This is a genomic window from Micromonospora sp. NPDC051141 (assembly GCF_044455765.1).
Taxonomy (GTDB): Bacteria; Actinomycetota; Actinomycetes; order Mycobacteriales; family Micromonosporaceae; genus Micromonospora.
In genome coordinates, this window is record NZ_JBITFD010000008.1 from 117,335 (window position 1) to 141,061 (window position 23,727).

Here is a 23,727-nt window from a genome sequence, read left to right on the forward strand (position 1 = left end):
CGCCTCAGCTTCCCGGCTTCGGGAACGCGACCGGGCTGCGGTGCCCGGCCCGGTCCACCGCGCGCACCCCGAAGAACACGTTGTCCTTGGACAGGTCGATCGTCACCTCGGTGACGTCACCGACCGCCAGCACCTTCTGCCACTCGGCGGCCGTGGTGTCCCGCCACACCACCTCGTATCCGGTCAGGTCCGGCTCGGGGCCGCGCTGCCAGCGCAGCGTGGTGTCGTTGGTCAGGTTCGTGGTGACCACGGTGACGCCCTTCGGCGTGCCCGGGGCCTGGGCGAGCGACCACAGCGTCGCGCCGTTCACCCGGGCGACCCGGGTGATGTAGTCGAAGTCGCAGAACTCCGGCAGGTCGCCGTACTGCACGCCGTCGACCACCCGGACGTCCTGGTGCTGGTGGGCGAAGTCCTCGGCGGGCTCGGTGAACCGGCCGGCCGGCCAGCCCTCGCGCAGGAACGAGATGTGGTCGCTGCCGCGCAGGTAGCGGTCCCGCCGGTAGATCACCCGGACGTCCATTCCGGTCACGCCGTGGGCCGCCACGTCGGTGACGAACCGGGCGAGCTGCCGGGACGGGGAGTCGTTCTCGCCGCCCACGGACTGCCGCACGCTCGCCTCGGCCGGCGTCTCGGCGGTCGGCACGCCCTCGGCGAACAGCCGCACGGTCCGCGGGTCGCGGGCGCCGTCGTCGGCGGTGCTGCTGCCGACGATGTCGTTGCTGAACATGCCCTGCACGTCCACGCCGGCCGCCTTCAACCGGCCGGCCAGGTACGCCGAGCCGTACAGGCCCTGCTCCTCGCCGGCGACGGCGGCGAGCACGATCGTCGCCCCGGTGCGCCGGCTCGCCAGCACCCGGGCCAGCTCCAGCACCACGGCCACGCCGGACGCGTCGTCGTCGGCGCCCGGCGCGTCGCTGACCGCGTCCATCACGTCGGTGGCGCGGGAGTCGTAGTGGCCGGTGATCACGTACACCCGCTCGGGCGTGACGTCGCCGCGCAGCGTGGCCACCACGTTGGTGATGGTGGTGGCGGTCGGGATCCGGGAGGCGGGCTCCTGCACGTACGACTGGAGTTCCACGGTCATCCGGCCGCCGGAGGCGGCGGCGTACCCGGTCAGTTGGGCGTGGATCCAGTCGCGGGCGGCGCCGATGCCGCGTACCGGATCGGTCTGGCTGGAGAGCGTGTGCCGGGTGCCGAACGCGGCCAGGCGGCGGACGGTGGCCTCGATCCGGGCCCGGTCGATCTCGCGCAGCAGCACGGTCAGCTCGCGGTCCGGCGGCTGCGGCCGGGCCGGCCGCCCGGGACCGCGCGGCGCGTCGGTCGCCGCCGCCGCCGGGCCGGCGGCGAGCGGCGTCGCGACGGCGGCGGCGGTGGCCGCGGCCGAGGCGGTGAGGAAGGTACGCCGGCTCGACCTCGTGGGTCGGCCCTCGGCGGTCTCGTGGTTTCCCATCCCGGCATCCTCGCGTTGATCAGGAGGAATGTCCATATCGTTCAGCATGGATGGGTGGTCACGACGTTTGTCGGAGGTCTGCCCGGGAACGGCAGCAGACATGACGAAACCACGTGTGGTGATCGTGGGGGCCGGGTTCGCCGGGTACCACGCGGCCAAGACGTTGCGCCGGCTGGCCCGCGACCGGGCCGAGATCGTCCTGCTGAACACGACCGACTACTTCCTCTACCTGCCGCTGCTGCCCGAGGTCGCGGCCGGTGTGGTCGAGCCGACCCGGATCTCGGTGCCGCTCGCCGGCACGCTCGACGGCGTCCGGGTGGTGGTCGGCGAGGCCGACCGGGTGGATCTCCAGAACCGCTGGGTCGGCTACCGCTCCGCCGAGGGCGAGCACGGCCAGCTCGCGTACGACCGGCTGATCCTCTCCGTCGGCAGCGTCAACAAGCTGCTGCCCATCCCCGGGGTCACCGAGTACGCGCACGGCTTCCGCGGCCTGCCCGAGGCGCTCTACCTGCACGACCACGTGGTCCGGCAGGTCGAGCTGGCCGAGCTGACCGACGACCCGGCCGAGCAGCGGGCCCGCACCACGTTCGTGGTGGTCGGCGCCGGCTACACCGGCACCGAGGTCGCCGCGCACGGCCAGTTGTTCACCGACCGGCTGGTGGCCCAGCGCCCGCACCTGACCGTCCGGCCCCGCTGGATGCTGCTCGACGTCGCCCCACGCGTGCTGCCCGAACTGGACCGGCGGATGTCCGTCACCGCCGACCGGGTGCTGCGCCGCCGTGGCGTGGACGTGCGGATGGGCACCTCGGTCGGCGAGGCCACCCCGGACGGCGTGATGCTCACCGACGGCGAGTACGTGCCCACGTGCAGCCTCATCTGGTGCGTCGGGGTACGCCCCGACCCCTTCGTGGCCGAACTGGGCCTGCGCACCGAGAAGGGGCGGTTGGTGGTGGACGAGTTCCTCAACGTCCCCGGGTACCCGGAGGTGTTCGCCTGCGGCGACGCCGCCGCCGTCCCGGACCCGACCCGCCCGGGGCAGGTGTGCGCGATGACCGCGCAGCACGCCCAGCGGCAGGGCAAGCTGGCCGCGCACAACATCGCCGCCTCGTACGGGCAGGGCGCCCGCAAGTCCTACAAGCACCACGATCTGGGCTGGGTGGTGGACCTGGGCGGCCGGGACGCGGCGGCCAACCCGCTGCACGTGCCGCTGTCCGGCCTGCCGGCCAAGGCGGTCACCCGCGGCTACCACCTGCTGGCGATGCCCGGCAACCGGCCCCGCGTCGCCGCGGACTGGGCGCTCGACGCGGCCCTGCCCCGGCCGGCCGTGCAGCTCGGCCTCGTGCCGGCCAACGCGGTGCCGCTGGAGAGCGAGTCGCCGGAGCTGGTCCGCCGGCCCTGACGTCCGGAAGCTCATCCGCCGGCCCTGACGTCCGGAAGCTCATCCGCCGGCCGGCGGCCGGTCCCGCGCCACGGGATCCGGCCCGCCGGCCGGACCGTTGTCGTCGATCGGGCCCGTGCTGTCGGCCGGACCCGTGTCGTCGGTCCGACCCGTGTCGTCGGTCCGACCCGTGTCGTCGGCCGGCGCGGTGTGGGCCGGCGCGGTGTGGGCCGGCGTGTCGTCGGCCGGCGTGCCCAGCGCCAGCCGCCCGGCCGGGACGAACTCGCGCAGCAGCACCTGCACCACGCCGGCCGCCGGGATCGCCAGCAGCGCACCGACCAGACCGGCCAGCTCGGCCGCCAGCAGCACGCTGACCAGCACCGTCAACGGGTTCAGCCGGACCGCGCGGGCCATGATCACCGGTTGCAGGAGATGGTTCTCCACCTGCTGGTAGACCACGAAGAAGACCAGCACCACGAGGCCGGCGGTGGGGGAGTTCGCGAAGCCCGCGCCGGCCGCGACGATCGCGCCCAACGTGGCGCCGACCAGCGGGATCAGGTCGCACACGGCGACCACCAGCGCGATCACCGCGGCGTACGGCACCCCGAGCAGGAGCAGCACCACGAAGGTCAGGCCGCCGCAGATCAGGCTGATCACCAGGTTCCCGCTCAGGTAGCCGGTGACGATCCGGGAGGAGTCCCGCCCGATGCGTCGCAACCGCTCGGCCGGGCCGTCCCCGACCAGCCGCAGGGTCGTCGCCACGATCCGGGGCGCCTCCAGCACCATCAGGTACGCCAGCACCACCACCGTGACCAACGCGGCGACGGCCTGCGCCACGCCCCGGACCAGCCCGACGGTCGGCTCGCCGAGCCGTGAGCCGTAGCGGCGCAACTGTCCGGGTTCGGCGTACCGGAGCAGGTGCAGGCGGTCCAGCAGCCGGCCGACCGGTCCCCGTCCGGCCTGGGCGTCGTGCACCAGCTCCGGCACCCGGTCGGCGAGCCGGCCCAGCTCGTCCACAAGCGGCAGGACGATCATCGTGCCCAACGCCGCGAGCAGCACGAACGTGGCCAGGAAGACCAGCAGGGTGGCCAGCGCCCGCCGGCGCACCCGACGCTCCAGCCGGTCGACGAGCGGCTTGAGCGCGACCGCGAGGAACGCCGCGACCAGGCCCCAGACGAGCACCCGCCGGGTCGCCCAGACCAGCGCCAACCCGACCACGGTGGCCAGCACCAGTCCGATCACGATCACCGTCCGGCGCGCGGTGGACCGGTCGTCGGCGACGCTCATCCGGCGCGGCTACCCGCCCTGCCGGTGGAGAAACCCGGGCTCACCCCGGTCGGCGTCGGTCAGCCGGCGCGGCTTCGCCCCACCGGCGCGGAGGCCCGGGGCTCACCCCAGATCGGCGTCGGTGACCGGCCAGGCGTCCGCGGCGAACGTGTCGAGTGCCGCCCCGTGCAGCACGGTGCCGGGCACCGGGTCACCGGCGACCCGGGCGGCGAGCCGGCGTACCGGCAGTCGCCCCGGCCGGAGCACGCCGGCGAGCACCACGTTGCCGTAGCGCCGGCCGCGCAGCATCCGCCGGTCGGTGAGCAGGCACACCTCGGCGAAGACGGCACGCAGCGTGGCCACCTGCGCTCTGGTGTGCGCCAGCGGCGGCAGGTCGGTCAGGTTCACCAGGTAGACGCCGTCCGGGCGGAGCACCCGGGCCACCTCGGCGGCGAACTCGAGGGCCGCCACGTGCGCGGGCATCCGGGCCGCCCGGTAGACGTCGCCCACCACCACGTCGTACGCGGCGTCCGGCGCCCCGGCGACCGCGTCGCGGGCGTCGCCCAGCGTGACCACCACCTCGGGCGGCAGTGGCGGCAGCTTCCGGCGGACCAGCTCGACCACGCCGGGATCGCGTTCGACCACCCGCTGCGCCGAACCGGGCCGGGTGACGGCCAGCCAGCGGGGCACCGTGAGCGCGCCGCCGCCCAGGTGCAGGGCGGTTACCGGCTGCCCGGGCGGGGCGCTCAGGTCGATCACCGTGGCGATCCGCCGCACGTACTCGAAGTGCAGGTGACGGGCGTCGGCGACGTCCACGTAGGACTGCTCGACCCCGTCGGCGAGCAGCGTCCGCCCGGTGGGGCGGGCCGGGTCGACGACGATCTCCAACACCTCGGTGTCGCTCTCCACCTTCGGCACGCTACCGGCGCGCGTGCGGTGTCGGGCGGGGCCCCCGCCTCTGCCGGAGGCGTCGGGCGGGGGCCCCTCCGTGCGCGTCAGCCGGCGGCCATGCCGGCGCCGGCCTCGTCGATGGCGTCGTCGACCCGGTGGGCCAGGGCCACGTCCGCCGCGGTGACGCCGTCGGTCTGCTGGGTCCGGACGGTGAGCACCGCGTTGTCCGGGTCCGGCCGGCCGATCTGCGGGCCGCGCCCGCCCTCGGCCCGGAGCCGGTCCAGCCGGTCCAGCACCCGGTCCAGGTTGCCGCCGGGCAACTCGATGGTGCGCACCAGCGAGCGCCGGTCACTGGACCAGTACGGCAGCGTGGCGAGCGCGTCGCGCAGCTCCGAGTCGGTCAGCGGCGCGGTGGCGGAGCTGGCGCCCACCAGACCGCCGCCGTAGTCGGCCGGTCCGAGCAGGTCCCGCAGCCCGTCGGGTACGCGCAACGACCCGACCAGGTCGGCGTCCGCGTCCGCGAGCGCGGCCAGGGTCGCCTCCGCCTGGTAGCGCGCCTGTTCCGGGGTGAGCCGGCTGCGCCGCCCGACCTCGGCCAGGAAGCCCGGCAGGTCCTGCCGCCGGTCGACGCCGTCCACCGGGACCACGTCGTGCAGCTTCATCGGCACGGCCGCCAGCAGCCGTTCCCGCTCCGCCTCGTCGAGCGCCCAGGCCAGGGCCAGCACGGTGGCCTCCGCCGCGACCTTCGCCTCGGCGAAGTCGACGCCGGCGCGCCGGCTCACGTCGTCGACGAGGTCCCGGTAGCCCAGCGTGACACCCCGGCCGGGCGGCGGGTCCGGCAGCGGTCGCGGTCGCTCCGCGACCCCGACCGCGGGCGGCGCCGGCCCACCCCGCGTGCTGTCCGGCTTGTGTCGACCGGCCGGCGGCGGGCCGGACCGCTCGTGCTGGTCCAGCGAGGTGACCTGCTTGGACGCGCTCAGGCTGGCGCCGGTCTGGCTGGGCCGCCGCCCCTGTTCCCGGGCCTGGCGGGCGAGGGCCCGGCGGCGCTGGTTGTCGCCCTCCATCTGCTTGCGCATCGTCGCACCTCGTTCCTGGTCGGTTGCGCTTGCGCCGGTCGCCTTCCCGGCGCTGCCGGGAAGCTAACGACGTCCGGCGGGGCGAGAAGCTTCATTCGCTGCGGGTGAGGGGCGGTCACCCGATGGCGTCGCACGATCGGGGCGGACCGGACAACTTCCGACGCACGCGGAAGGGCAGGTCGTCATGAAACGGATCGTGGAGATCGTCCCCGCTCGTCCCGGTTGGTACGCTCGCTGGCGCGTCGGCCCGGAGGTCACCCGCTGCTATCCGGTGACCCTCTGGGCGCTGCTGGAGGGCGCGGACGGCGGCGGACGCGAGGTGGTCGGCGTCGACTGCGTCGGGCAGTGGCCCGGCGCGGACGACGACGGGGCCGGAGATTTCGTCCGTTACCTGTTCCAGACGCCTGATTCCGGTGTGCCGGAGGACGCCGACTCGTCGGCGGTGGGGGAGCCGCGCGACGGTGCTTCCCGCCGGCCGGCGGTGGCGCCCGTCGTCTGAGCCCTCCTCCAGGCCCCCGGCCCCTGGTCCCAGGGTCGGGGGCCGCCCCCTGCCCGGGGCGGGACGCGGGTCGGTCAGCCCACCTCGCGGGCGTCGCCGGTCGCCGTGCCCGGCGGGACGGTGAGCAGCTCGGCCAGCCCGGTGCGGTCCAGCAGTTGTCGGATCTGCGCGTTCACGCCGCGCAGGTGGATCGCGCCGGTCCCGGCGCGGTGGATCAGCACCAGGGCGCTCAGGCCGGAGGAGTCGCAGAGCGTCACGTCGGTGAAGTCGAGCCACAGCTCCTGGTGGCCGTCACGGCGCAGCCCGGCGGCGGCCTCGACGAGTTCCGGCGCGGTGTCGAAGTCCAGCTCGCCGGCCAGCCGGAGCCGGGCGGAGCCGGCGTCGGGCCGGTCCACCTCGATGGTCAACAGCGGGGAGAGCACAGCTCCATGTTCCCAGCCGCCGGTGGCGGGGAAACCTCCGGGGTCAGACGGACGCGGAGGAGCCGGATGCCCGGCCCTCGGCCGGCCGGCGGGCCAGCAGACCCGTCACGCCGGTCATGTCGAGGATGGTCTCCAGGAAGCGCGGGACCGCCCGGAGTTCGATGCCGGTGCCGGCCTGCTGCCCCTCGCGCCAGGCGTGCACGATCACCGACAGGCCGGTGCTGTCCAGGAAGATCAGGTCGCCGAAGTCCAGCACCAGCCGGGCGGGACGCGCGGCGAGCAGGCGGTCGATCTCGGCGCGCAGCGGCGTCGCGGTGGCGTAGGCCAGGTCACCGCCGACGCGGACGACCGGGGCGTCCGGATCGGAACGGTCCACGGAGATGCTCAGCGGCGTCGCTTCGGGCTTTCTCCGTTGAGGAACCACCATCACGCCTTTCCGCAGGCTGCCGGTCTGGCAGGGACGCCCGGATCGTAACAACCCCACCGCCGGGGCGCGCGGCGTGCGTACGCGGGCCGGGGACCGTCGTCGGGTGGCGCCTCGGGCATACCGGCGTAGGGTGGGGAGCGGAGAGATGACCACCCGCGCCACTTCCGGCGCTCCGCCGATTCGACGAGGAGAGTGGGGCTCAGCTGGTGACTGCTGCCGACGTCAGGGGTTCCGACCCGGGCGACGGACGGATCTCCACGCCGAGTGCCGACCGGGCTCGGGTGTGGTCCGCCGACGCTCCCACGACGTCTGCCCTCCCACCGCTGGCCCCCGACCACGACGCGTCGACCGTCCCCGACTGGTCCGAGGTCGTGGAGCACTTCCGCGAGGGTCTGATCGTCTGCGACGCCGACGGCGTGGTGCGGCACGTGAGCCCGGTCGCGGAGCGGCTCGTCCCCGAGGTCGTGCCGGGCGAGGTGCTCGCCGCCTCCGGCGTGGCGGCGCTGGGCGGCGACGGTCGGTTCGAGTTCACCCACCACGGCCGCCGGCTGCGGCTGCGCCCGGTGGCGCTCTCCCACGCCCGGCGCTGCTGGTACGTCGAGGACGTCACCGAGAGCGTCAGCCGGGCCGACGCCCTGCTCGCCGAGCGGGCCCGCTCGTTGTTCCTCGCCGTGGTCGGCGAGAAGCTCGGCAACCCGTTGCACCCCGACCGGGCCGCCGCCGCGGTGGCGCGGCTGGCGGTGCCCACGGCGGCCGACGTGGCGGTGCTGGTGCTGGCGCCGCGTTCCGGCCGGGCCCGCTGGTGGCGGGCGGTACGCGCCGAGGACGAGGTGCCCGCCGTGGACAGCGGTGTGCTGCCCGCCGCCGCGTTGCCCGCGGCCATCGAGGCCGGTCTCGCCGGGACCGAGCCGCACGCGCTGGACTGGCTCGTCGAGCAGGCCGTCGAGGCGGGCTGGCTGCCCGGCCTGGACGTGACCGGCGCCACCGCCCGGGTGGTGCCGCTGCCGGGCCGGGACGCCGCGGTCGGCGTGCTGCTGGTGGCCCGCCGGGCCGGCCGCTGGTACGACGAGGCCGACCTCGACCTGGTGCGCGCGTTCGCGGCCCGGGCCGGCGCCGCGCTGACCACCGCCATGCTCTACCGCGACCAGGCCGAGGTCGCCGACACGTTGCAGGCCAGTCTGGTGCCGGTCGAGCCGGCGCCGGCCTCGGGTGTGCAGTGGGGCACGGCGTACCGGCCGGCGCAGGCCGGGCTGCGCATCGGCGGTGACTTCTACGGCTCGCACCGGCTGCCCGACGGCGGCTCGGTCTTCTTCCTCGGCGACGTGTCGGGCAAGGGCGTGGAGGCGGCCGTCTTCACCGGCCAGCTCCGCCAGTGCCTGCACGCGTTGCACCGGGTGGAGACGCACCCGGGGCGGTTGCTGAAGCTGCTCAACGACGCGTTGCTGGAGACCACCCAGGCCCACGGGCAGGGCCGGTTCGCCACCATGGTGCTCGGGGTGGCCCGGCCGCACCGCGACGGCGGGCTGACGCTGACGCTGGCCGGGGGCGGTCACCTGCCACCGCTGGTGTTGCGCGCCTCCGGCGAGGTCGAGGTGGTGCCGTTGAGCGGCATGCTGATCGGCGTGGTGCCGGACCCGCGGATCGGCGAGGCCACCGTGCACCTGGCACCGGGCGAGACCTGCCTGCTCTACAGCGACGGCGTGACCGAGGCGCGGGGCGGGTGGCGCGGCGACGAGCAGTTCGGCGCGGACCGGCTGCTCACCGCCGTGACCGGCTGCCACCGGATGCCCGCCCCGGCGCTGGCCGAGCGGGTCGAGCAGGTGACCTGCGACTGGCTCGCCCACGGCGACCACGACGACATCGCGGTGCTGGCGTTGCGGGCGACCGGTACGGCCGGCCGCACGTCCCGCCACCTGCACGCGGTGCCCGGCCCGACGGGCGCCGAACCGACGAGGGAGCTGCCCGAGTGACCGCGACGACCTCCGCAGCCGGCCCGGCGCACGCGTTCGCCGGCTATCTGGAGTGCCTGGCCGAGGCCGACGAGCAGGGTGCGGTGGCGGTCGCCCGAGGGCTGCTGGAGGCGGGCGTGCCGGCCGAGCGGGTGCTGCTCGACCTGGTCGCCCCGGCGCAGGCCGAGGTGGGCGAGCGGTGGGCGCGCAACGAGTGGAGCGTGGCCCAGGAGCACGCCGCCACCCACATCAGCGAGCGGGTGGTGGCGGCCGTGGCCGCGTACGCCGATCCGCGGGTGACCCGGGGCCGGATCGTGATGGCCTGCATGGACGGTGAGTGGCACGCGTTGCCGGCCCGGCTGGTCGCCGAGGTGCTGCGACTGCGCGGCTGGCAGGTGGTCTTCCTCGGGGCCAGCGTGCCGGCCGCGCACCTGGTGTCCTACCTGCACCGGTACGACGCCGACGCGGTGGCCCTGGCCTGCGCGCTGCCGATGCGACTGCCGCACGCCCACCGGATGATCGAGGCGTGCCGCCGGTCCGACGTGCCGGTGGTGGTGGGCGGGCGCGGGTTCGGCGCGGACGGCCGCTGGGCGCGGGTGCTCGGTGTGGCGTGGGCGCCGGACGCGCCGGCCGCGGCCGACCTGGTCGCCGACGACCGGGCGCTGCGCGCGACGCCGCCCGCACGGCTGGACCACCTCGCCGACGACGAGTACGCCAGCCTGGTCAAGCGGCGGGGCGAGCTGATCGACAGCGCGCTCGCCGACCTGCGCGAGCGGGTGCCGGCGGTGGTCGACTACACGCCGGCGCAGCTCGACTCGACCGTGGGCGACCTGGGCTACATCGTCGACTTCCTGGCCGCCGCGCTCTACGTGGACGACGGGACGCTGTTCGCCGAGTTCGTCGAGTGGTTGGTGGAGATCCTGGTCAGCCGCGGTGTGCCGGCGGGCGCGGTCGGGCTCACGCTCGACCACTATGGACAGCAGCTACGGGACTTCCCCAGGGCGGCCGGGTTCCTGGAGCGGGGACGGGCCGTGGTGGGCGGCCGGGTGGCGGCGACGGCGGGCCGCTGATCCGGATCGGGCCGGACGCCCCCTATACTTGCTGCACTGCAAGGGTTCGCCTGCGGTGGGAGCGAGAGGGGCCACGGTGACGTTCACCGTCACGTCCGCCCGGCGGGACCAGGGCGTCACCTGCCTCCGACTCGCCGGTGAACTGGACCTGAGCACGGCCGGGGAGCTGACCGCCGAGATCGACCGGCTGGTCGCCGACGGCCGCCGCGAGTTGCTGCTCGACCTCACCGAGCTGACGTTCTGCGACTCGACGGGCATCGCCGCCTTCGTCCGGGGGGACAATCTCGTCGCCGCCGACGGTGGCTGGCTACGGCTCATCGGGGCGACCGGCCGGGTGGCCCGGGTGCTTCAGGTGACCGGGCTGGCCGAGGTGCTGCGTCACGACCGCGACACGGCCGACCCGACGAGGTCGGCCGGCTCCTGATCGGATAGATTTCCCGCCCAGCGTCCGGCCGCGCGGCCGGTGCCCTCCCCGAGACGAAGCAGGTAGCCCCATGGGTCAGACCACTCCGAGCCCCGTTCGCATCCTGGTGGTGGACGACGATCCGGGCGACGTCCTGATGATCGAGGAGGCGCTCGAGGAGTCGGACGTCGAGAAGGTCATCGACGTGGTCGCCGACGGCGAGGAGGCGATGGAGTTCCTCCGTCGCGAGGGCCGGCACACCGAGGCGCAGCGACCGGACGTCATCCTGCTCGACCTCAACATGCCGCGGATGGACGGGCGGCAGGTGCTCGGCGAGGTCAAGCGGGACGAGAACCTCCGGAGCATCCCGATCGTGGTGCTGACCACCTCCAACGCCGACACGGACGTGGTGAGCAGCTACACGCTCCAGGCCAACGCGTACGTGACCAAGCCGATCGACCTGGACGACTTCAACGACGTGGTGCGCCGAATCGACGAGTTCTTCGGCCGGGTGGTCGTGCTCCCCAAGCGCTCCTGACGACCCGCGCGTCCCGGTGTCCGGATGCTGAACATTTCCGGTGAACGGCCGCCGGCGGTCCGGCCCGCCCCGCAGGATCGTCAGGTGGGGGACGCACGCCGGCTGCCTGGGGGGCGACAGCATGAGGTTCTCGGTGGTGGAGGCCGGTTACGACCGGCGTCAGGTGGATGCCTGCCTGGACGAGCTGGATCTCCGGCTGCGCCGGCTGGCGGCGCGTGCGGAGGGCGTCGCGGGGACAGGGCGGGAGTGGGACCGGATCCGGCTGGACGCCGGGCACCTCTGCGACTACCTGCGCCGCCGCGCCGCGCCGGCCGACCCGTCGGACGCCGACGTCCCGGCCGGCCCGTCGACCGCTGAGCGGGAGGCCGCCGAACGGGAGGCCGCCGACCTGGTGGCCCGGGCGCGCGCCGAGCTGGACGCCGCGCGGGAGGAGGCCCGCCTGGTGCGGGAGGAGGCGTACGCGGAGGCGCTGCGGGCGCGCCGCGAGTTCGAGGCCGCGCTGCTGGCCCGCCGCCGCCGCGAGGCCCGGGTCGACGAGATCCTCTCCGGCGCCCGCGTGCCCGCCGACACCCCCACCGCCGCCGCCGGCCGGTGAGACGACGCTCCGGGCCTCAGGACAGCGCCGCCACCACCGTGGTGGCCCGCTTCTCGTGCTTCGCGTACGCGTCCGGGAACGCGGAGATCTGCACCGCCTGGGCCGCGCCGGTGACGCTCATGTCCGCCCAGCCCGGCACGTCGGCCAGCGCGGTGTAGAACGCCCGGGCCGCGTACGCCGGTCGCATGAGTTCGGCGACCGTGCCCCACCCACTGCTCGGGCGCTGCTGGAACAGCCCGACCGAGTCGTGGTCGGAGCCGCTGCCCTGGTGCGGCTGGTCGAACGACTCGGGCAGCACGTCGCTGGCCAGGTTGTACAGGTCGCTCTCCTGCATGGCGGTGGCCACCGCCACCACCATCGCCCGGCGCGGCAGGCGCATGTCCCGGCCGACGTCGACGATGGCCTTCGCGTTGTCCATCTGCCGCTGGTCCAGGCCGGCGACAGGGCGCGGGTGCTTCGGGCGGACCACCTTCCGCGGTGGCTTCGTGCGGGCCGGCGTCGGGCTCGGCGTGGCGACCGGGACGGGCGACGCCGGGGCGACGGTGGGCGGCGCCGCCCGGGTGAAGTCGCGGGAGGCGCGCTGCTCGACGACGGCCCGGTCGGCGAGCGCCTCGCGGACCTCGACGGTCGGCGGGGCGGCCTCGCCGACGCCGGCCACGCCGATCAGGCCCAGGCAGCAGGTGACGCCGGTGGCCACCGCGATCCGGCCGGGGACGGAGCGAGCCGGGCCGCGCCGGGGTGGCTCCGGGGCGCGGTGCCGTCCCACCCGCCGTTCGGCCGAGGCCGGGTCGATCGTTCGGCCAACCGGGCGGTTCGCGGGCGATGACTGGGGGAGGCGGTGGTCGGGATGCACCCGCCGAGGCTAGAGAGCTTCTTCGCGCTTGCCATCGGGGTGGTTGGTGGCATGCGTCACAGTTTGCCGGAATCCGCGCCGGCATAACCGTCAGTGAATCACCAAACTGTCGAACCTCTTGTCTCCGTCAAGTCGGTCGTGACGGATTCGCTGTGATGATCCGGGCGCGCTACCGTCAGCGCGTTGTGTCGAGGCGACCTCCTCCGATCGGGGGAGGAACCGCCGGTCGCCCGGCCACGTGATCCACTCCGACCCGCCGAGGCCGGCCGTCCCCACCCGCCGCCGTCCGGGACCGGTGCGGGTACCGGATCCGGCGCACCGGGCACCCGGGCGCTCGATACGATGCGGACGGTGACGGAGCAGATGGTCGACGACCGGGCCGCCGGTGAGCCCGCCGGTCGGCGGGGGCGGCGGGGCCTGCTCATCGTTTCCTGCGCCGTGCTGCTCACCGTGCTCCTCATCGGGCACCGGGCGGTGCCCAACGTGCACGGCCTGGGCAGCCTGGTGGACAGCGCCACCCCGCTGCTCGGTCTCGGCGTACCCCTGCTCGGGCTCGCCGCGCTGCTGCGCCGCTCCCGCCGCGCGCTGCTCGCCGTGCTGGTGCCGGCGCTGGTCTGGGCCGGGCTCTTCGGCCGGGCCTGGCTGCCCCCGGCGGCCGGCGCCGACGGGACCGCGGTGCGGGTGGCCAGCCAGAACCTGCGGGCCGGCAACCCCGACCCGGCCGCCACCGTCGGCGCGCTGGCCGCCGACGCCCCGGACCTGATCGGGTTGCAGGAGGTCGACGACGGGGAGCGGATCGCGCCCGCGCTGGCCGGCCGCTACCCGCACCGGACGGCCGTCTCCACGGTGGCGCTGTGGAGCCGCTGGCCGATCCGCGAGACGCGCGGCGTGGACACCGGCCTGGGCTGGGACCGCGCGCTGCGCGCCGTGGTGGCCGCCCCGCAGGGCGACCTGACCGTGTACGTCGTGCACCTCGGCTCCGCCCGCGCCGGCCACACCACCACCCGCGACGAGACGGTGGCGGCGCTGGCCCGCGCCGTTCGCGCCGACCCGGCCGACCGGCTGGTGGTGCTCGGCGACCTGAACACGGCCACCACCGACCGGGTCTTCGACCCGCTGACCCGACTGCTCGGCGACGCGCAGGCCGAGGCCGGGCAGGGCTTCGGCTTCACCTGGCCGGCGGAGGTGCCGGTGACCCGCCCGGACCACGTGCTCTACCGGGGGCTCACCCCGACCGCCGCCGGCGTGGTGCACACGCCGGACACCGACCACCGTGCGGTGACCGCCGGCTTCCGGTGGTGAGCCGGGCGCTCAGTGGCGGCCGTTCTCGGCCGGGGTGACCGTGAGCCGGTGCCGGCTCGGGTCCCCGCTGGAGAACGGCCAGAGCCGGTCGGCGTACGCGACCAACTCGGCGAGCTGGTCCCGGCTGAGCCCGGCCGAGGAGATCTCGGCGTGCACGTCGGCCCGGTAGCGGCCGTCGTCGTCTCGACCCAGCTTCGCCTCGGCGGTCACCTGCACGGTGTGCGCCTCGTCGGTGATCTCACCGGCCGCCTCCACCGCGGCGTGGTGCAGGCAGGAGGCGAACGCGGCGGCCAACAACTGCTCCGGCGTCAGGCCGGAGCAGTGCGGCGCCAGCGGGGACGCCAGGGCGGAGGAGAGACCGCCGTCGTCGGTGCGTACGTGACCGCCCGCCGCGGTCGCCGTGGCCGTCTCGGCCAGCCAGGAACTCGGATCCGGCATCGCGTTCCTCCCGTCACTCACCGGCCCGCGTTCCCGGCCGCCGACGGGCGAAACCGCAGTACGCTCAGCGGATCCGCCCGCTCGTGGCGGCGTCCACGGCCATCGCCTCGGTCGCCTCGGCGGCGGCCCGCCCGGTCCACGGCGAGGTCTCGCCGATCCGCTGCCGGGGCAGCACCACGGTCATCGGCACGTAGATGCGGGCGTCGACCGCCTCGGCCAGCAGCAGCGCGGCCATCGGGCTGGTCGGCCGCGCGGCGGGGTCGGAGTCCAGGCAGCGCTCGCACAGCTCGGCCACCTCGGCCGGCAGCCCGGGGACCTCCGGCAGCGGCCGGGGCGGCAGGCGGCGGCGCGCGCCGAGCAGTTGGGTGGTGCTGGCGGCGTCGTATGGCAGCCGGCCGCTCAGGCAGTAGTAGAGCAGCACGCCGAGCGCGTACATGTCGGCGGCCGGGGTGGCCGGCTGCCGGTCGAGCTGCTCCGGGGCGAGGTACGCCGGGGTGCCCACCACGATCCCCTCCGGGGTGTGGTCGGGAGCGCCGGCCGGGGTGGCGATGCCGAAGTCGAGCACCTTCACACCGGACGGGGTCAGGATCACGTTCGCCGGCTTCACGTCCCGGTGCACGATGCCGTGCCCGTGCGCGGCGGCCAGCGCGGCGCACACCTCGGCGCAGACCCGCACCGCGATGCGCCAGTCCAGCGGGCCGGCGCGCAGGTGGGCGGCGAGCGTCTCGCCCTCGGCCAACTCCATCACGATGTAGGGCACCGGCCGGCCGTCCGGCAGCGTGGCGGTGCCGAAGTCGTGCACGCTTGCCACGTTCGGGTGGACCAGTCGCGCCGCCGAGCGGGCCTCGGCCCGGATCCGTTCCACCGAACCGGCGTCGCCGTCCAGCCCCGGCGAGATCAGCTTGATCGCGACGGTCCGGTCCAGCACCCGGTCGTGTGCCCGCCACACCTCCGACATGCCGCCCACGGCCGCGCGCTGTTCGAGCTCGTACCGCCCGCCCAGCGTCCTCATCGACCACTCCCTGTCTCGTCCGGTCCCCCCGGACCCGCTACCCGGGCTCCGAGCTGTGCAAACCGCCGGGAGCGGGCCGGCCGGCGGGGTAGCTTCGCGAGCGGGAGTGTCGACGTCGGAACGGAGAGTGAGCGGTGGCGCTGGTGCGCGTACGGTTCGTCGGCGGTCCGGCCGACGACGTGGCCCGGGACCTGCCGGCGGATCCGGACGGCGCGCCGCCGCGCCGGTGGATCCTGCGCCACCCCGAGCAGCCGCCCACCGACGTGGCGGACCATCTCTACGAGCGGGGTGACCGGGCCGGCCCGGACGGCTGGACGATGCGCTACGTGCGCACCGACCCGTTCGGCGCCACCGAGTAGCCCCGGCCGCGCCCGGCGCGGGCGCGGCGTGGCCCCGGCGCGGGCGCGGCGTGGACGGCTCAGGCCGGCCGGGCACCGGTGGTGCCGAGGATGACGGCGGCGACCAGCTCCGGGTCGTCGTGCATCGGCACGTGCCCGCAGCCGGGCAGGTCGAGGTGCCGGGCGGTGGGCAGCCGGGCGCGGGCCAGCGCGGCCTGCCGGTAGGGGAGGATGCGGTCCCGGGTGCCCCAGGCGACCGTCACCGGGACGGTGGGCCGCCCGGCGAACGCGTACCCCCGGCCGGCCCGGGCGACGGCGCGGAACGCCCGCGCCCGGCGCAGCGCGCGGGCGTCCGCGAGCGCCACGTCCGGCGTCAACCGGTCCGGCCGGGCCAGGATCATGCCCATCGCCAGGGCCCGCAGCGCCGGCGCGGCGAACAGGTGACGCAGCACCGGCTCGGGCAGCCGAGCCGCGCTGCGGTGCAGGCTGAGCACGGTGAGCGCCCAGCGCAGCTCGCGGGCCGTGCAGAAGCCGGCCGGCGACAGCGCGGTGGCCGAGGCGACCGCGCCGGTGGCGGCCAGCTCCAGCGCGATCGCCCCACCGAGGCTGTTGCCGGCCACGTGCGGCCGGTCCAGCCCGAGCGCGGCGAAGAGTTCCACCATGCCGGCCACCAGCCCGGACATGTCGGCGGGCAGGCCGGCGGCGGGCACCGGGGAGCGGCCGAAGCCGGGCAGGTCGACGGCGATCACGTCGTGCGTCGCGGCGAGCCGGTCCAGCACCGGCAGCCAGGCGCCGCCGTGGTGACCGATGCCGTGCAGCAGCACCAGCGCCGGTCCGGCGCCGCGCCGCTCGAAGACCACCTCCACGTCGGGGCCGGGAGCCGGCGTGGTCACGGCCCGGCCGGCGACGTGCGGGCGCCGGAGCCCCGGGCCGCGCCGGTCGCCCGCGCCGGTCCGCCGGCGGGGCGGCCATCGATGGACATGCCCGGCAAGTTACCACCGGGTAGCCCGGCCGGGGAAGACCGGATCGCTCCCGCCGGATGGCCACGCGCCGCCGGCACAGCTGGTACACAGGAACGGGACAGCGCCGGTACAGTCGGCGCGCCCACGATGGGGAGCATGGTCATGAACGGGCAGGCCGCGCAGGGCCGGATCGAGCTGCGCCGACCGGACGGCGAGCCGGTGCGCGTGCTGGTGGTGGACGACGAGCCGACGCTCACCGACCTGCTCTCGATGGCCCTGCGCTACGAGGGCTGGCAGGTCACCACCGCCGGCAGCGGGATGGCGGCGATCAGCGCGGCCCGCCAGTTCCGGCCGGACGCCGTGGTGCTCGACGTGATGCTGCCCGACCTGGACGGCTTCCAGGTGCTGCGTCGCCTGCGCGAGCAGTCGCCGAGCGTGCCGGTGCTGTTCCTGACCGCCCGGGACGCGGTGGAGGAGCGCGTCGCCGGGCTCACCGTCGGTGGCGACGACTACGTCACCAAGCCGTTCAGCCTGGAGGAGGTGATCGCCCGGCTGCGCGCCCTGCTGCGCCGCTCCGGGTTCGCGGTCGCCGCCCGGGAGGAGGCGGTGCTGACCGTCGGCGACCTCAGCCTCGACGAGGACAGTCACGAGGTGCGCCGCGGCGACGCCCTGATCACGCTCACCGCCACCGAGTTCGAGCTGCTGCGCTACCTGATGCGCAACCCGCGCCGGGTGCTCAGCAAGGCGCAGATCCTCGACCGGGTCTGGAACTACGACTTCGGCGGCCAGGCCAACGTGGTCGAGCTGTACATCTCGTACCTGCGCAAGAAGATCGACGCGGGCCGCGCGCCCATGATCCACACGCTGCGCGGCGCCGGCTATGTCCTCAAGCCCGCCGAGTGAGCGCGGCGGGCGGCTGCGTCGCCGGCTGGCCGGCTGGTCGCTGCGCCGCCGCCTGGTGCTCTCCGTGGTGGCGCTGCTGGCGCTGGTCAGCGTCGGCATCGGCGGCCTGACCACGGTCGCGCTGCGGCACTTCCTGGTCGGGCGGATCGACGAGCAGCTCACCGGCGGCGAGTCCCGCCGGCACGTGCGGCAGCCCTCACCGTTCGAGCTGCCGCAGGACCGACCGAGCACCTTCCGTCCGGGGTTCCCACCCGGCTATCCGGCCGACTCCGTGGCGGCGCGGGTCGTCGACGGGAAGGTCGACCTGGCGTTCCGCCAGGCGGCCACGCAGCCGGCCGCGGTGCCGGTGGGGGAGGTGGCGCCCCTGGCCCGGCTCCGCCCCGACGACGCGCCGCGCACGGTCGCGCTCGCCGGGCGCGGTGACTACCGGGCGGTGGCCCGGCAGATGCCCGACGGCGACGTCCTCGTCTTCGCCATCCCGCTGTCCGAGGTCGACGAGACGGTCATGTGGATGGCCGTCGCCCAGGCCGGGGTGATCGGCGCCGGCCTGGTCATCGCCGGCGGCCTCGGCGCGCTGATCGTCCGGGGCACGTTGCGGCCACTGAACCGGGTCGCCGCCACCGCGGCCCGGGTCGCCGAGCTGCCGCTGGACCGGGGCGAGGTGGCGCTGTCGGTCCGGGTGCCGGCCGCCGACACCGACCCGCGCACCGAGGTCGGGCAGGTCGGGGGCGCGCTCAACCGGATGCTCGGCCACGTCGCCGCCGCGCTCGCCGCCCGGCAGGCCAGCGAGACCCGGGTACGCCAGTTCGTCGCCGACGCCAGCCACGAGCTGCGGACGCCGCTGGCCGCCATCCGGGGGTACGCGGAGGTGGCCCGGCGCGGCCGGCAGGAGGTGCCACCGGACGTGGCGCACGCGTTGCGCCGGGTCGAGTCGGAGAGCACCCGGATGACCAGCCTCGTGGACGACCTGCTGCTGCTCGCCCGGCTGGACTCCGGCCGACCGCTGGCCGCCGAGCCGGTCGACCTGACCGCCATGGCGGTGAACGCGGTCAGCGACGCGCACGTGGCCGGCCCGGAGCACCACTGGCAGCTCGACCTGCCGGACGAGCCGCTCACCGTCACCGGCGACGGCCACCGGCTGCACCAGGTGCTGACGAACCTGCTCGCCAACGCGCGGGTGCACACCCCGGCCGGCACCACCGTCACCACCCGGCTGTCCCCCGCCCCGGACGGCGTGGAGCTGCGCGTCACCGACGACGGGCCGGGCGTCCCCGCCGAGCTGCAACCGGAGGTGTTCGAGCGGTTCGCCCGCGGCGACAGCTCCCGCTCCCGCGCGCACGGCAGCACCGGCCTGGGGCTGGCCATCGTCGCCGCCGTGGTGGAGGCCCACCACGGCCGGGTGGAGGTGGCCAGCCGCCCCGGCCACACCGCGTTCACCGTCTGGCTGCCGGGATCCACAGCGGACGCATAGGTCGTTCACGGGGGTGGGTCAGCGGGCCCTCCGAGGCTTGCCGGCATGGACAGAACCGAGAGCCTGCTGACCGCGCCGACGGGTGGACCGTCCGCGACCGGGTCGGCCCCCACGCCCGTACCGGAGTCGGCCCCCACCACGGCGGAGCCGCCCGGCCGCGACCCGCGCTGGGCGCGTCCGGCCCTGGTCGGCCTGCTGGTCGCCACCGGCCTGCTCTACCTGTGGGGACTGGGCGCCTCCGGCTGGGGCAACGCGTTCTACTCGGCCGCCGCGCAGGCCGGCTCGGAGAGCTGGCAGGCGTTCTTCTACGGCTCCTCGGACGCGGCCAACTCGATCACCGTGGACAAGACGCCGGCCTCGCTCTGGCTGATGGCGCTGTCGATCCGCGTCTTCGGGCTGAGCAGCTGGTCGATCCTGGTGCCGCAGGCGCTGCTCGGCGTCGCCTCGGTCGCCGTGCTCCACGCCACCGTCCGCCGCTGGTACGGCCCGACGGCCGGCCTGCTCGCCGGCGCGGTGCTGGCGCTCACCCCGGTGGCCACGCTGATGTACCGGTTCAACAACCCCGACGCGTTGCTGGTGTTCCTGCTGCTGGCCGCCGCGTACGCCACGGTCCGGGCGGTCGAGACCGCGAGCACCAGGTGGCTCGCGCTGGCCGGCGTGCTGGTCGGCCTCGGCTTCCTCACCAAGATGCTCCAGGCGTTCCTGGTGATCCCGGTGTTCGCCGCCGTCTACCTGCTGGCCGCGCCGACCGGACTCGGCCGGCGGATCCGGCAACTGCTGCTGGCCGGGTTGGCGGTGCTGGTCTCCGCCGGCTGGTGGGTGGCGGTCGTGGAGCTGGTGCCGGCGAGCGCCCGCCCGTACATCGGCGGCTCGCAGCACAACAGCATCCTGGAGCTGACGCTCGGGTACAACGGCCTGGGCCGGATCACCGGCGACGAGGTGGGCAGCGTCGGCGGGGGCGGTCGGCCGGGCGGTGGCGGCGGCGGACCGTTCTCCGGCCGCACGGGTCTGCTGCGGATGTTCGACACCGAGGTCGGCGGGCAGATCTCCTGGCTGCTGCCGGCCGCGCTGATCCTGCTGGTGGCCGGCGTGTGGCTGGCCGGGCGGGCGGCGCGTACCGACCGGCGGCGGGCCGGCCTGCTGCTCTGGGGTGGCTGGTTGCTGGTCACCGGGTTGATCTTCAGCTTCATGTCCGGCATCTTCCACGCCTACTACACGGTCGCGCTGGCGCCCGCCGTCGGCGCCCTGGTCGGCATCGGGGTCACCCAGCTCTGGCGGGCCCGCACGGCGCCCACCCGACCCGCCGCCGGCCACCCCCCGGCGACCACGCCCGCCGGGCGCGTCCCGGCGCGGAACCGCTGGCGCGGATACGCCGCCACGCTGGTGCTGGCCGGCGTGCTGGCGGTCACCGCCTGGTGGTCCTGGCGCCTGCTCGGCCGCAGCCCCGACTGGCAGCCCTGGCTGCGCCCGGCCGTGCTGGCGACCGGCCTGACCGCCGCCGTCATCCTGGCGCTTCTCGACCTCCCGGTGGTCAAGGGCTTCGGGTCGGCCAGGGCGCCGCACGGTGACGCGAACTCCTCGGTCAGCTCGGGCCGGGCGGGCCGGTGGTGGACGCGCGGGGTGGTGACCGGGGTGGCGGCGCTGGGGATGGCGGCGGGAGTGGCCGGGCCGGCGGCGTACGCGGTGCAGACCGCGGCGACCCCGCACACCGGCTCGATCCCGAGCGCCGGTCCGGACGTGGTGGGTGGCTTCGGGCCGGGCGGCCGGGGCGGCTTCCCCGGTGGGCGGATGCCGGGCGGCGGGGAGTTCCCCGGCGGCGCGTTCCCCGGCTTCCCGGGCGGCGGGAACGGTCGGTTCCCGGGCTTCCCGGGCGGCCAGAACGGCGCGTTCCCGGGTTTCCCCGACGGCGGCCAGGCCCCCGGCACTCCCGGCGGTCAGGACGGCGGGACCGGTCAGGACGGCGGGACCGGTCAGGACGGCGGCACCGGACCGAACGGCGGGACCGGTCAGGACGGCGGGCGCGGGCAACGCGGCGGCGGCATGGGCGGACTGCTCGACGCGCGTGAGCCGAGCGCCGAGATGACGGCGCTGCTCAAGGCCGACGCCGAGGACTACACCTGGGTCGCGGCCACGATCGGCTCGAACAACGCCTCCGGCTACCAGCTCGCCACCGGCGAGCCGGTGATGCCGATCGGCGGCTTCAACGGCAGCGACCCGTCGCCGACGCTCGCCGAGTTCCAGCGGTACGTGGCCGACGGCCGGATCCACTGGTTCCTCGGCGGCGGCGGGTTCCGGGCCAACGGCGGCAGCAGCGCGTCGACCGAGATCGCCGCCTGGGTCGCCGAGAACTTCACCGCGACCACCGTCGACGGGGTGACCGTGTACGACCTGAGCAGCGGAAAGCAGGGCTGATCCATGATCCTCATGCCGGAGCCCCGGGCCGCCGTGCAGGCCCGGCCCACCGCCGAGGGCGCGGTGCTGGACGTGGTGGTCCCGGTCTACAACGAGGAGGTCGACCTCGGCCCCTGCGTCCGGCGGCTGCACGCGTACCTGACCGCCCAGTTCCCGTACCCGTTCCGGATCACGGTGGCCGACAACGCCAGCTCCGACGGCACCCTGGCGGTGGCCGAGGCGCTCGCCGCCGAGCTGCCCGAGGTCGGTGTGCTGCACCTGGCGGAGAAGGGCCGGGGCCGGGCGCTGCGGGCCGCCTGGTCGGTGTCACCGGCGCCGGTGCTGGCGTACCTGGACGTGGACCTCTCGACCGACCTGGCCGCGCTGCCGCCGCTCGTCGCGCCGCTGCTGTCCGGCCACTCCGACCTGGCCATCGGCACCCGGCTGGCCCGCACCAGCCGGGTGGTCCGGGGCGCCAAGCGGGAGGTGATCTCCCGCGGCTACAACCTGCTGCTGCGCGGCACGCTGGCGGTGCGTTTCTCCGACGCGCAGTGCGGGTTCAAGGCGATCCGCGCCGACGTGGCGGCCGAGCTGCTGCCGCTGGTCCAGGACACCGGCTGGTTCTTCGACACCGAGCTGCTGGTGCTCGCCCAGCGGGCCGGGCTGCGGATCCACGAGGTGCCGGTGGACTGGGTGGACGACCCGGACAGCCGGGTCGACATCGTCGCCACCGCCCTGGCCGACCTGCGCGGCATCGGGCGGCTGGTCCGGGCGCTGGTCACCGGCGCGTTGCCGCTGGCCCGGCTGCGCGCCCAACTCGGCCGGGCGCCGCTGCCGGCGCCCCCGGCGCAGGTGCCGGTCGGGCTGCCCGGCCAGCTCGTCCGCTTCGCCGCGGTGGGGGTGGCCAGCACGCTCGCGTACCTGCTGCTCTTCCTGCTGGCCCGCGGCCCGCTCGGCGCGCAACCGGCGAACCTGCTGGCGCTGCTGCTGACCGCGGTGGCGAACACGGCGGCCAACCGCCGGCTCACGTTCGGCGTCACCGGTCGCCGCCACGCCGGCCGGCACCACCTCCAGGGACTGCTCGCGTTCGCGCTCGGCCTGGCCCTGACCAGCGGCTCGCTGGCCGTGCTGCACGCCGTCACGACCCCGGCCCGCGCGGTCGAGCTGACCGTCCTGGTGGCGGCCAACCTGGCCGCCACCGCGCTGCGGTTCCTCCTGCTCCGCCTGGCCCTGCACCACCGCCCCTGACCTGCCTCGTCGATCATGAGGTTGGCGGTCGCGACACGCCGCGACGCCTGCCGCCAACCTCATGATCGACGGTGGGTGGCAGGGTGGACGGATGTACCGGGAACGGGCGGCGGTGGGGATTCCGGCGGCGGTGCGCTGGGCGAGCGTCTCGTCCGGCGCGGGGCCGGTCCGCGTGCTGCCGGACGGGTGCCTGGACCTGCTCTGGTCCAGTCGGGCCGGGCTGCTGGTGGCCGGGCCGGACCGGGTGGCCCAGGTGTCGTGGTCGGCGTCGGGGGAGCGGTGGATCGGGCTGCGCCTGCCGCCGGGCGTCGGCCCGGCCGTGTTCGGGGTGCCCGCCGAGGAGTTGCGGGACCGCCGCGTCCCGCTCGCCGACCTGTGGGGCCGCGCCGCCGTGGAGCCGGCCGACCGGATCCGGGCGGCCGTCGACCCGGGCGGCGCGCGGTGCGCGGCCGACTGGTGCGACGCCGGCGCCACGATCCTGGAGGAGGTGGCGCGGGCGCGGCTGCGGGCCGCCGGTGGGCCCGACCCGCTCGGCGCGCACGTGGCCGCCCGGCTGGCCGCCGGCGCCACGGTCGCGGCGACCGCCGCCGAGGTCGGCCTCGGCGCTCGGGCGCTGCACCGGCGCAGCCGGGCTCTCTTCGGGTACGGCCCGAAGACGCTGGCCCGTATCCTGCGCATGCGCCGCGCGCTGGACCTGGCGCGACGCGGCGTGCCGCTCGCCGAGGTCGCCGCGCGATCCGGGTACGCCGACCAGGCCCACCTCACCCGTGACGTGCGCGAGCTGGCCGGCGTCCCACCGACCCGCCTGCTCACCCCGCCCGCCGACTGACCGGCGAGCCGGAGCG

Annotated in this window: 24 protein-coding genes; 14 read left to right on the top strand and 10 right to left on the bottom strand. The window is 75.7% G+C overall.

Annotated features, from left to right (window positions below):
- Positions 1–4 precede the first annotated feature (4 nt).
- Positions 5–1,450: a M20/M25/M40 family metallo-hydrolase gene (locus tag ACIA6B_RS17155; protein ID WP_396774320.1), complete on the bottom strand. Its 1,446-nt coding sequence runs from the start codon at positions 1,448–1,450 to the stop codon at positions 5–7.
- A gap of 100 nt (positions 1,451–1,550) precedes the next feature.
- Between ACIA6B_RS17155 and ACIA6B_RS17160 the strand changes: the two genes are divergently transcribed.
- A complete protein-coding gene (locus ACIA6B_RS17160; protein ID WP_396774321.1) occupies positions 1,551–2,849 on the top strand; it encodes an NAD(P)/FAD-dependent oxidoreductase in 1,299 nt (432 codons plus the stop codon).
- A 39-nt stretch (positions 2,850–2,888) separates the two neighbouring features.
- Here ACIA6B_RS17160 and ACIA6B_RS17165 read toward each other — a convergent pair whose 3' ends face one another.
- From ACIA6B_RS17165 to ACIA6B_RS17175, 3 genes are all read right to left on the bottom strand, one after another.
- Positions 2,889–4,115 carry an AI-2E family transporter gene (locus ACIA6B_RS17165; protein WP_396774323.1) on the bottom strand — a complete coding sequence of 409 codons (1,227 nt, stop codon included), beginning with the start codon at positions 4,113–4,115 and terminating at the stop codon, positions 2,889–2,891.
- 102 nt (positions 4,116–4,217) lie between these two features.
- Positions 4,218–5,003 carry a spermidine synthase gene (locus tag ACIA6B_RS17170; protein ID WP_396774324.1) on the bottom strand — a complete coding sequence of 262 codons (786 nt, stop codon included), beginning with the start codon at positions 5,001–5,003 and terminating at the stop codon, positions 4,218–4,220.
- Between the two features lie 86 nt (positions 5,004–5,089).
- A complete protein-coding gene (locus tag ACIA6B_RS17175; protein WP_396774325.1) occupies positions 5,090–6,061 on the bottom strand; it encodes a DUF2267 domain-containing protein in 972 nt (323 codons plus the stop codon).
- Positions 6,062–6,245: 184 nt separating this feature from the next.
- On the opposite strand from ACIA6B_RS17175, the gene ACIA6B_RS17180 reads away from it, so the two are divergent.
- A complete protein-coding gene (locus ACIA6B_RS17180; RefSeq protein ID WP_396774326.1) occupies positions 6,246–6,560 on the top strand; it encodes a hypothetical protein in 315 nt (104 codons plus the stop codon).
- Positions 6,561–6,634: 74 nt separating this feature from the next.
- On the opposite strand, the gene ACIA6B_RS17185 is transcribed toward ACIA6B_RS17180, so the two are convergent.
- Positions 6,635–6,982 (bottom strand): STAS domain-containing protein, encoded by a 348-nt coding sequence (locus ACIA6B_RS17185; RefSeq protein WP_396774328.1) that lies wholly within the window; start codon positions 6,980–6,982, stop codon positions 6,635–6,637.
- A 43-nt stretch (positions 6,983–7,025) separates the two neighbouring features.
- Complete coding sequence (locus ACIA6B_RS17190; protein ID WP_396774329.1) at positions 7,026–7,358, bottom strand: STAS domain-containing protein; 333 nt, start codon at positions 7,356–7,358, stop codon at positions 7,026–7,028.
- Between the two features lie 257 nt (positions 7,359–7,615).
- Between ACIA6B_RS17190 and ACIA6B_RS17195 the strand changes: the two genes are divergently transcribed.
- The 5 genes from ACIA6B_RS17195 to ACIA6B_RS17215 all read left to right on the top strand — a co-directional run bounded on the left by ACIA6B_RS17195 (position 7,616) and on the right by ACIA6B_RS17215 (position 11,964).
- Complete coding sequence (locus tag ACIA6B_RS17195) at positions 7,616–9,379, top strand: PP2C family protein-serine/threonine phosphatase (RefSeq protein ID WP_396774331.1); 1,764 nt, start codon at positions 7,616–7,618, stop codon at positions 9,377–9,379.
- Positions 9,376–10,428 (top strand): B12-binding domain-containing protein, encoded by a 1,053-nt coding sequence (locus tag ACIA6B_RS17200; protein ID WP_396774333.1) that lies wholly within the window; start codon positions 9,376–9,378, stop codon positions 10,426–10,428. The genes ACIA6B_RS17195 and ACIA6B_RS17200 overlap by 4 nt, the downstream gene beginning before the upstream one ends.
- A 76-nt stretch (positions 10,429–10,504) precedes the next feature.
- Positions 10,505–10,852: an STAS domain-containing protein gene (locus ACIA6B_RS17205; RefSeq protein WP_396774334.1), complete on the top strand. Its 348-nt coding sequence runs from the start codon at positions 10,505–10,507 to the stop codon at positions 10,850–10,852.
- A 70-nt stretch (positions 10,853–10,922) separates the two neighbouring features.
- Entirely contained in the window at positions 10,923–11,369 is a 447-nt protein-coding gene (locus ACIA6B_RS17210; RefSeq protein WP_396774336.1) for a response regulator, read from the top strand.
- Positions 11,370–11,490: 121 nt separating this feature from the next.
- Positions 11,491–11,964: an ATPase gene (locus tag ACIA6B_RS17215; protein ID WP_396774338.1), complete on the top strand. Its 474-nt coding sequence runs from the start codon at positions 11,491–11,493 to the stop codon at positions 11,962–11,964.
- 16 nt (positions 11,965–11,980) lie between these two features.
- Here ACIA6B_RS17215 and ACIA6B_RS17220 read toward each other — a convergent pair whose 3' ends face one another.
- Complete coding sequence (locus tag ACIA6B_RS17220; RefSeq protein WP_396774340.1) at positions 11,981–12,817, bottom strand: hypothetical protein; 837 nt, start codon at positions 12,815–12,817, stop codon at positions 11,981–11,983.
- Between the two features lie 351 nt (positions 12,818–13,168).
- On the opposite strand from ACIA6B_RS17220, the gene ACIA6B_RS17225 reads away from it, so the two are divergent.
- Positions 13,169–14,119, top strand: a complete 951-nt coding sequence (locus tag ACIA6B_RS17225) for an endonuclease/exonuclease/phosphatase family protein (protein ID WP_396774342.1) — start codon at positions 13,169–13,171, stop codon at positions 14,117–14,119.
- Between the two features lie 9 nt (positions 14,120–14,128).
- Here ACIA6B_RS17225 and ACIA6B_RS17230 read toward each other — a convergent pair whose 3' ends face one another.
- Positions 14,129–14,557, bottom strand: coding sequence for an OsmC family protein (locus ACIA6B_RS17230; RefSeq protein WP_107155495.1), 429 nt, complete (start codon positions 14,555–14,557; stop codon positions 14,129–14,131).
- Between the two features lie 64 nt (positions 14,558–14,621).
- On the bottom strand, positions 14,622–15,569 hold the full coding sequence (locus ACIA6B_RS17235; protein ID WP_396774344.1) for a serine/threonine-protein kinase: 948 nt from the start codon (positions 15,567–15,569) through the stop codon (positions 14,622–14,624).
- Between the two features lie 134 nt (positions 15,570–15,703).
- On the opposite strand from ACIA6B_RS17235, the gene ACIA6B_RS17240 reads away from it, so the two are divergent.
- A complete protein-coding gene (locus ACIA6B_RS17240; protein WP_396774346.1) occupies positions 15,704–15,928 on the top strand; it encodes a hypothetical protein in 225 nt (74 codons plus the stop codon).
- Between the two features lie 59 nt (positions 15,929–15,987).
- Here the strand turns inward: ACIA6B_RS17240 and ACIA6B_RS17245 are convergent, their stop codons facing one another.
- A complete protein-coding gene (locus ACIA6B_RS17245) occupies positions 15,988–16,800 on the bottom strand; it encodes an alpha/beta fold hydrolase (protein ID WP_396774348.1) in 813 nt (270 codons plus the stop codon).
- 225 nt (positions 16,801–17,025) lie between these two features.
- Here ACIA6B_RS17245 and ACIA6B_RS17250 point away from each other — a divergent pair, with 225 nt between their 5' ends.
- The 5 genes from ACIA6B_RS17250 (at position 17,026) to ACIA6B_RS17270 (ending at position 23,711) form a co-directional block, all read left to right on the top strand.
- The gene (locus ACIA6B_RS17250; protein WP_396774600.1) at positions 17,026–17,772 is read left to right on the top strand and encodes a response regulator transcription factor; all 747 of its coding nucleotides are present in this window, start codon (positions 17,026–17,028) and stop codon (positions 17,770–17,772) included.
- Entirely contained in the window at positions 17,750–19,243 is a 1,494-nt protein-coding gene (locus ACIA6B_RS17255) for a sensor histidine kinase (RefSeq protein WP_396774350.1), read from the top strand. The genes ACIA6B_RS17250 and ACIA6B_RS17255 overlap by 23 nt, the downstream gene beginning before the upstream one ends.
- Positions 19,244–19,288: 45 nt before the next feature.
- Complete coding sequence (locus ACIA6B_RS17260) at positions 19,289–21,655, top strand: ArnT family glycosyltransferase (RefSeq protein WP_396774352.1); 2,367 nt, start codon at positions 19,289–19,291, stop codon at positions 21,653–21,655.
- Positions 21,656–21,658: 3 nt separating this feature from the next.
- The gene (locus ACIA6B_RS17265) at positions 21,659–22,882 is read left to right on the top strand and encodes a dolichyl-phosphate beta-glucosyltransferase (protein WP_396774354.1); all 1,224 of its coding nucleotides are present in this window, start codon (positions 21,659–21,661) and stop codon (positions 22,880–22,882) included.
- A 91-nt stretch (positions 22,883–22,973) separates the two neighbouring features.
- Positions 22,974–23,711, top strand: coding sequence for a helix-turn-helix domain-containing protein (locus tag ACIA6B_RS17270; protein WP_396774356.1), 738 nt, complete (start codon positions 22,974–22,976; stop codon positions 23,709–23,711).
- The last annotated feature ends 16 nt before the right edge of the window (positions 23,712–23,727 follow it).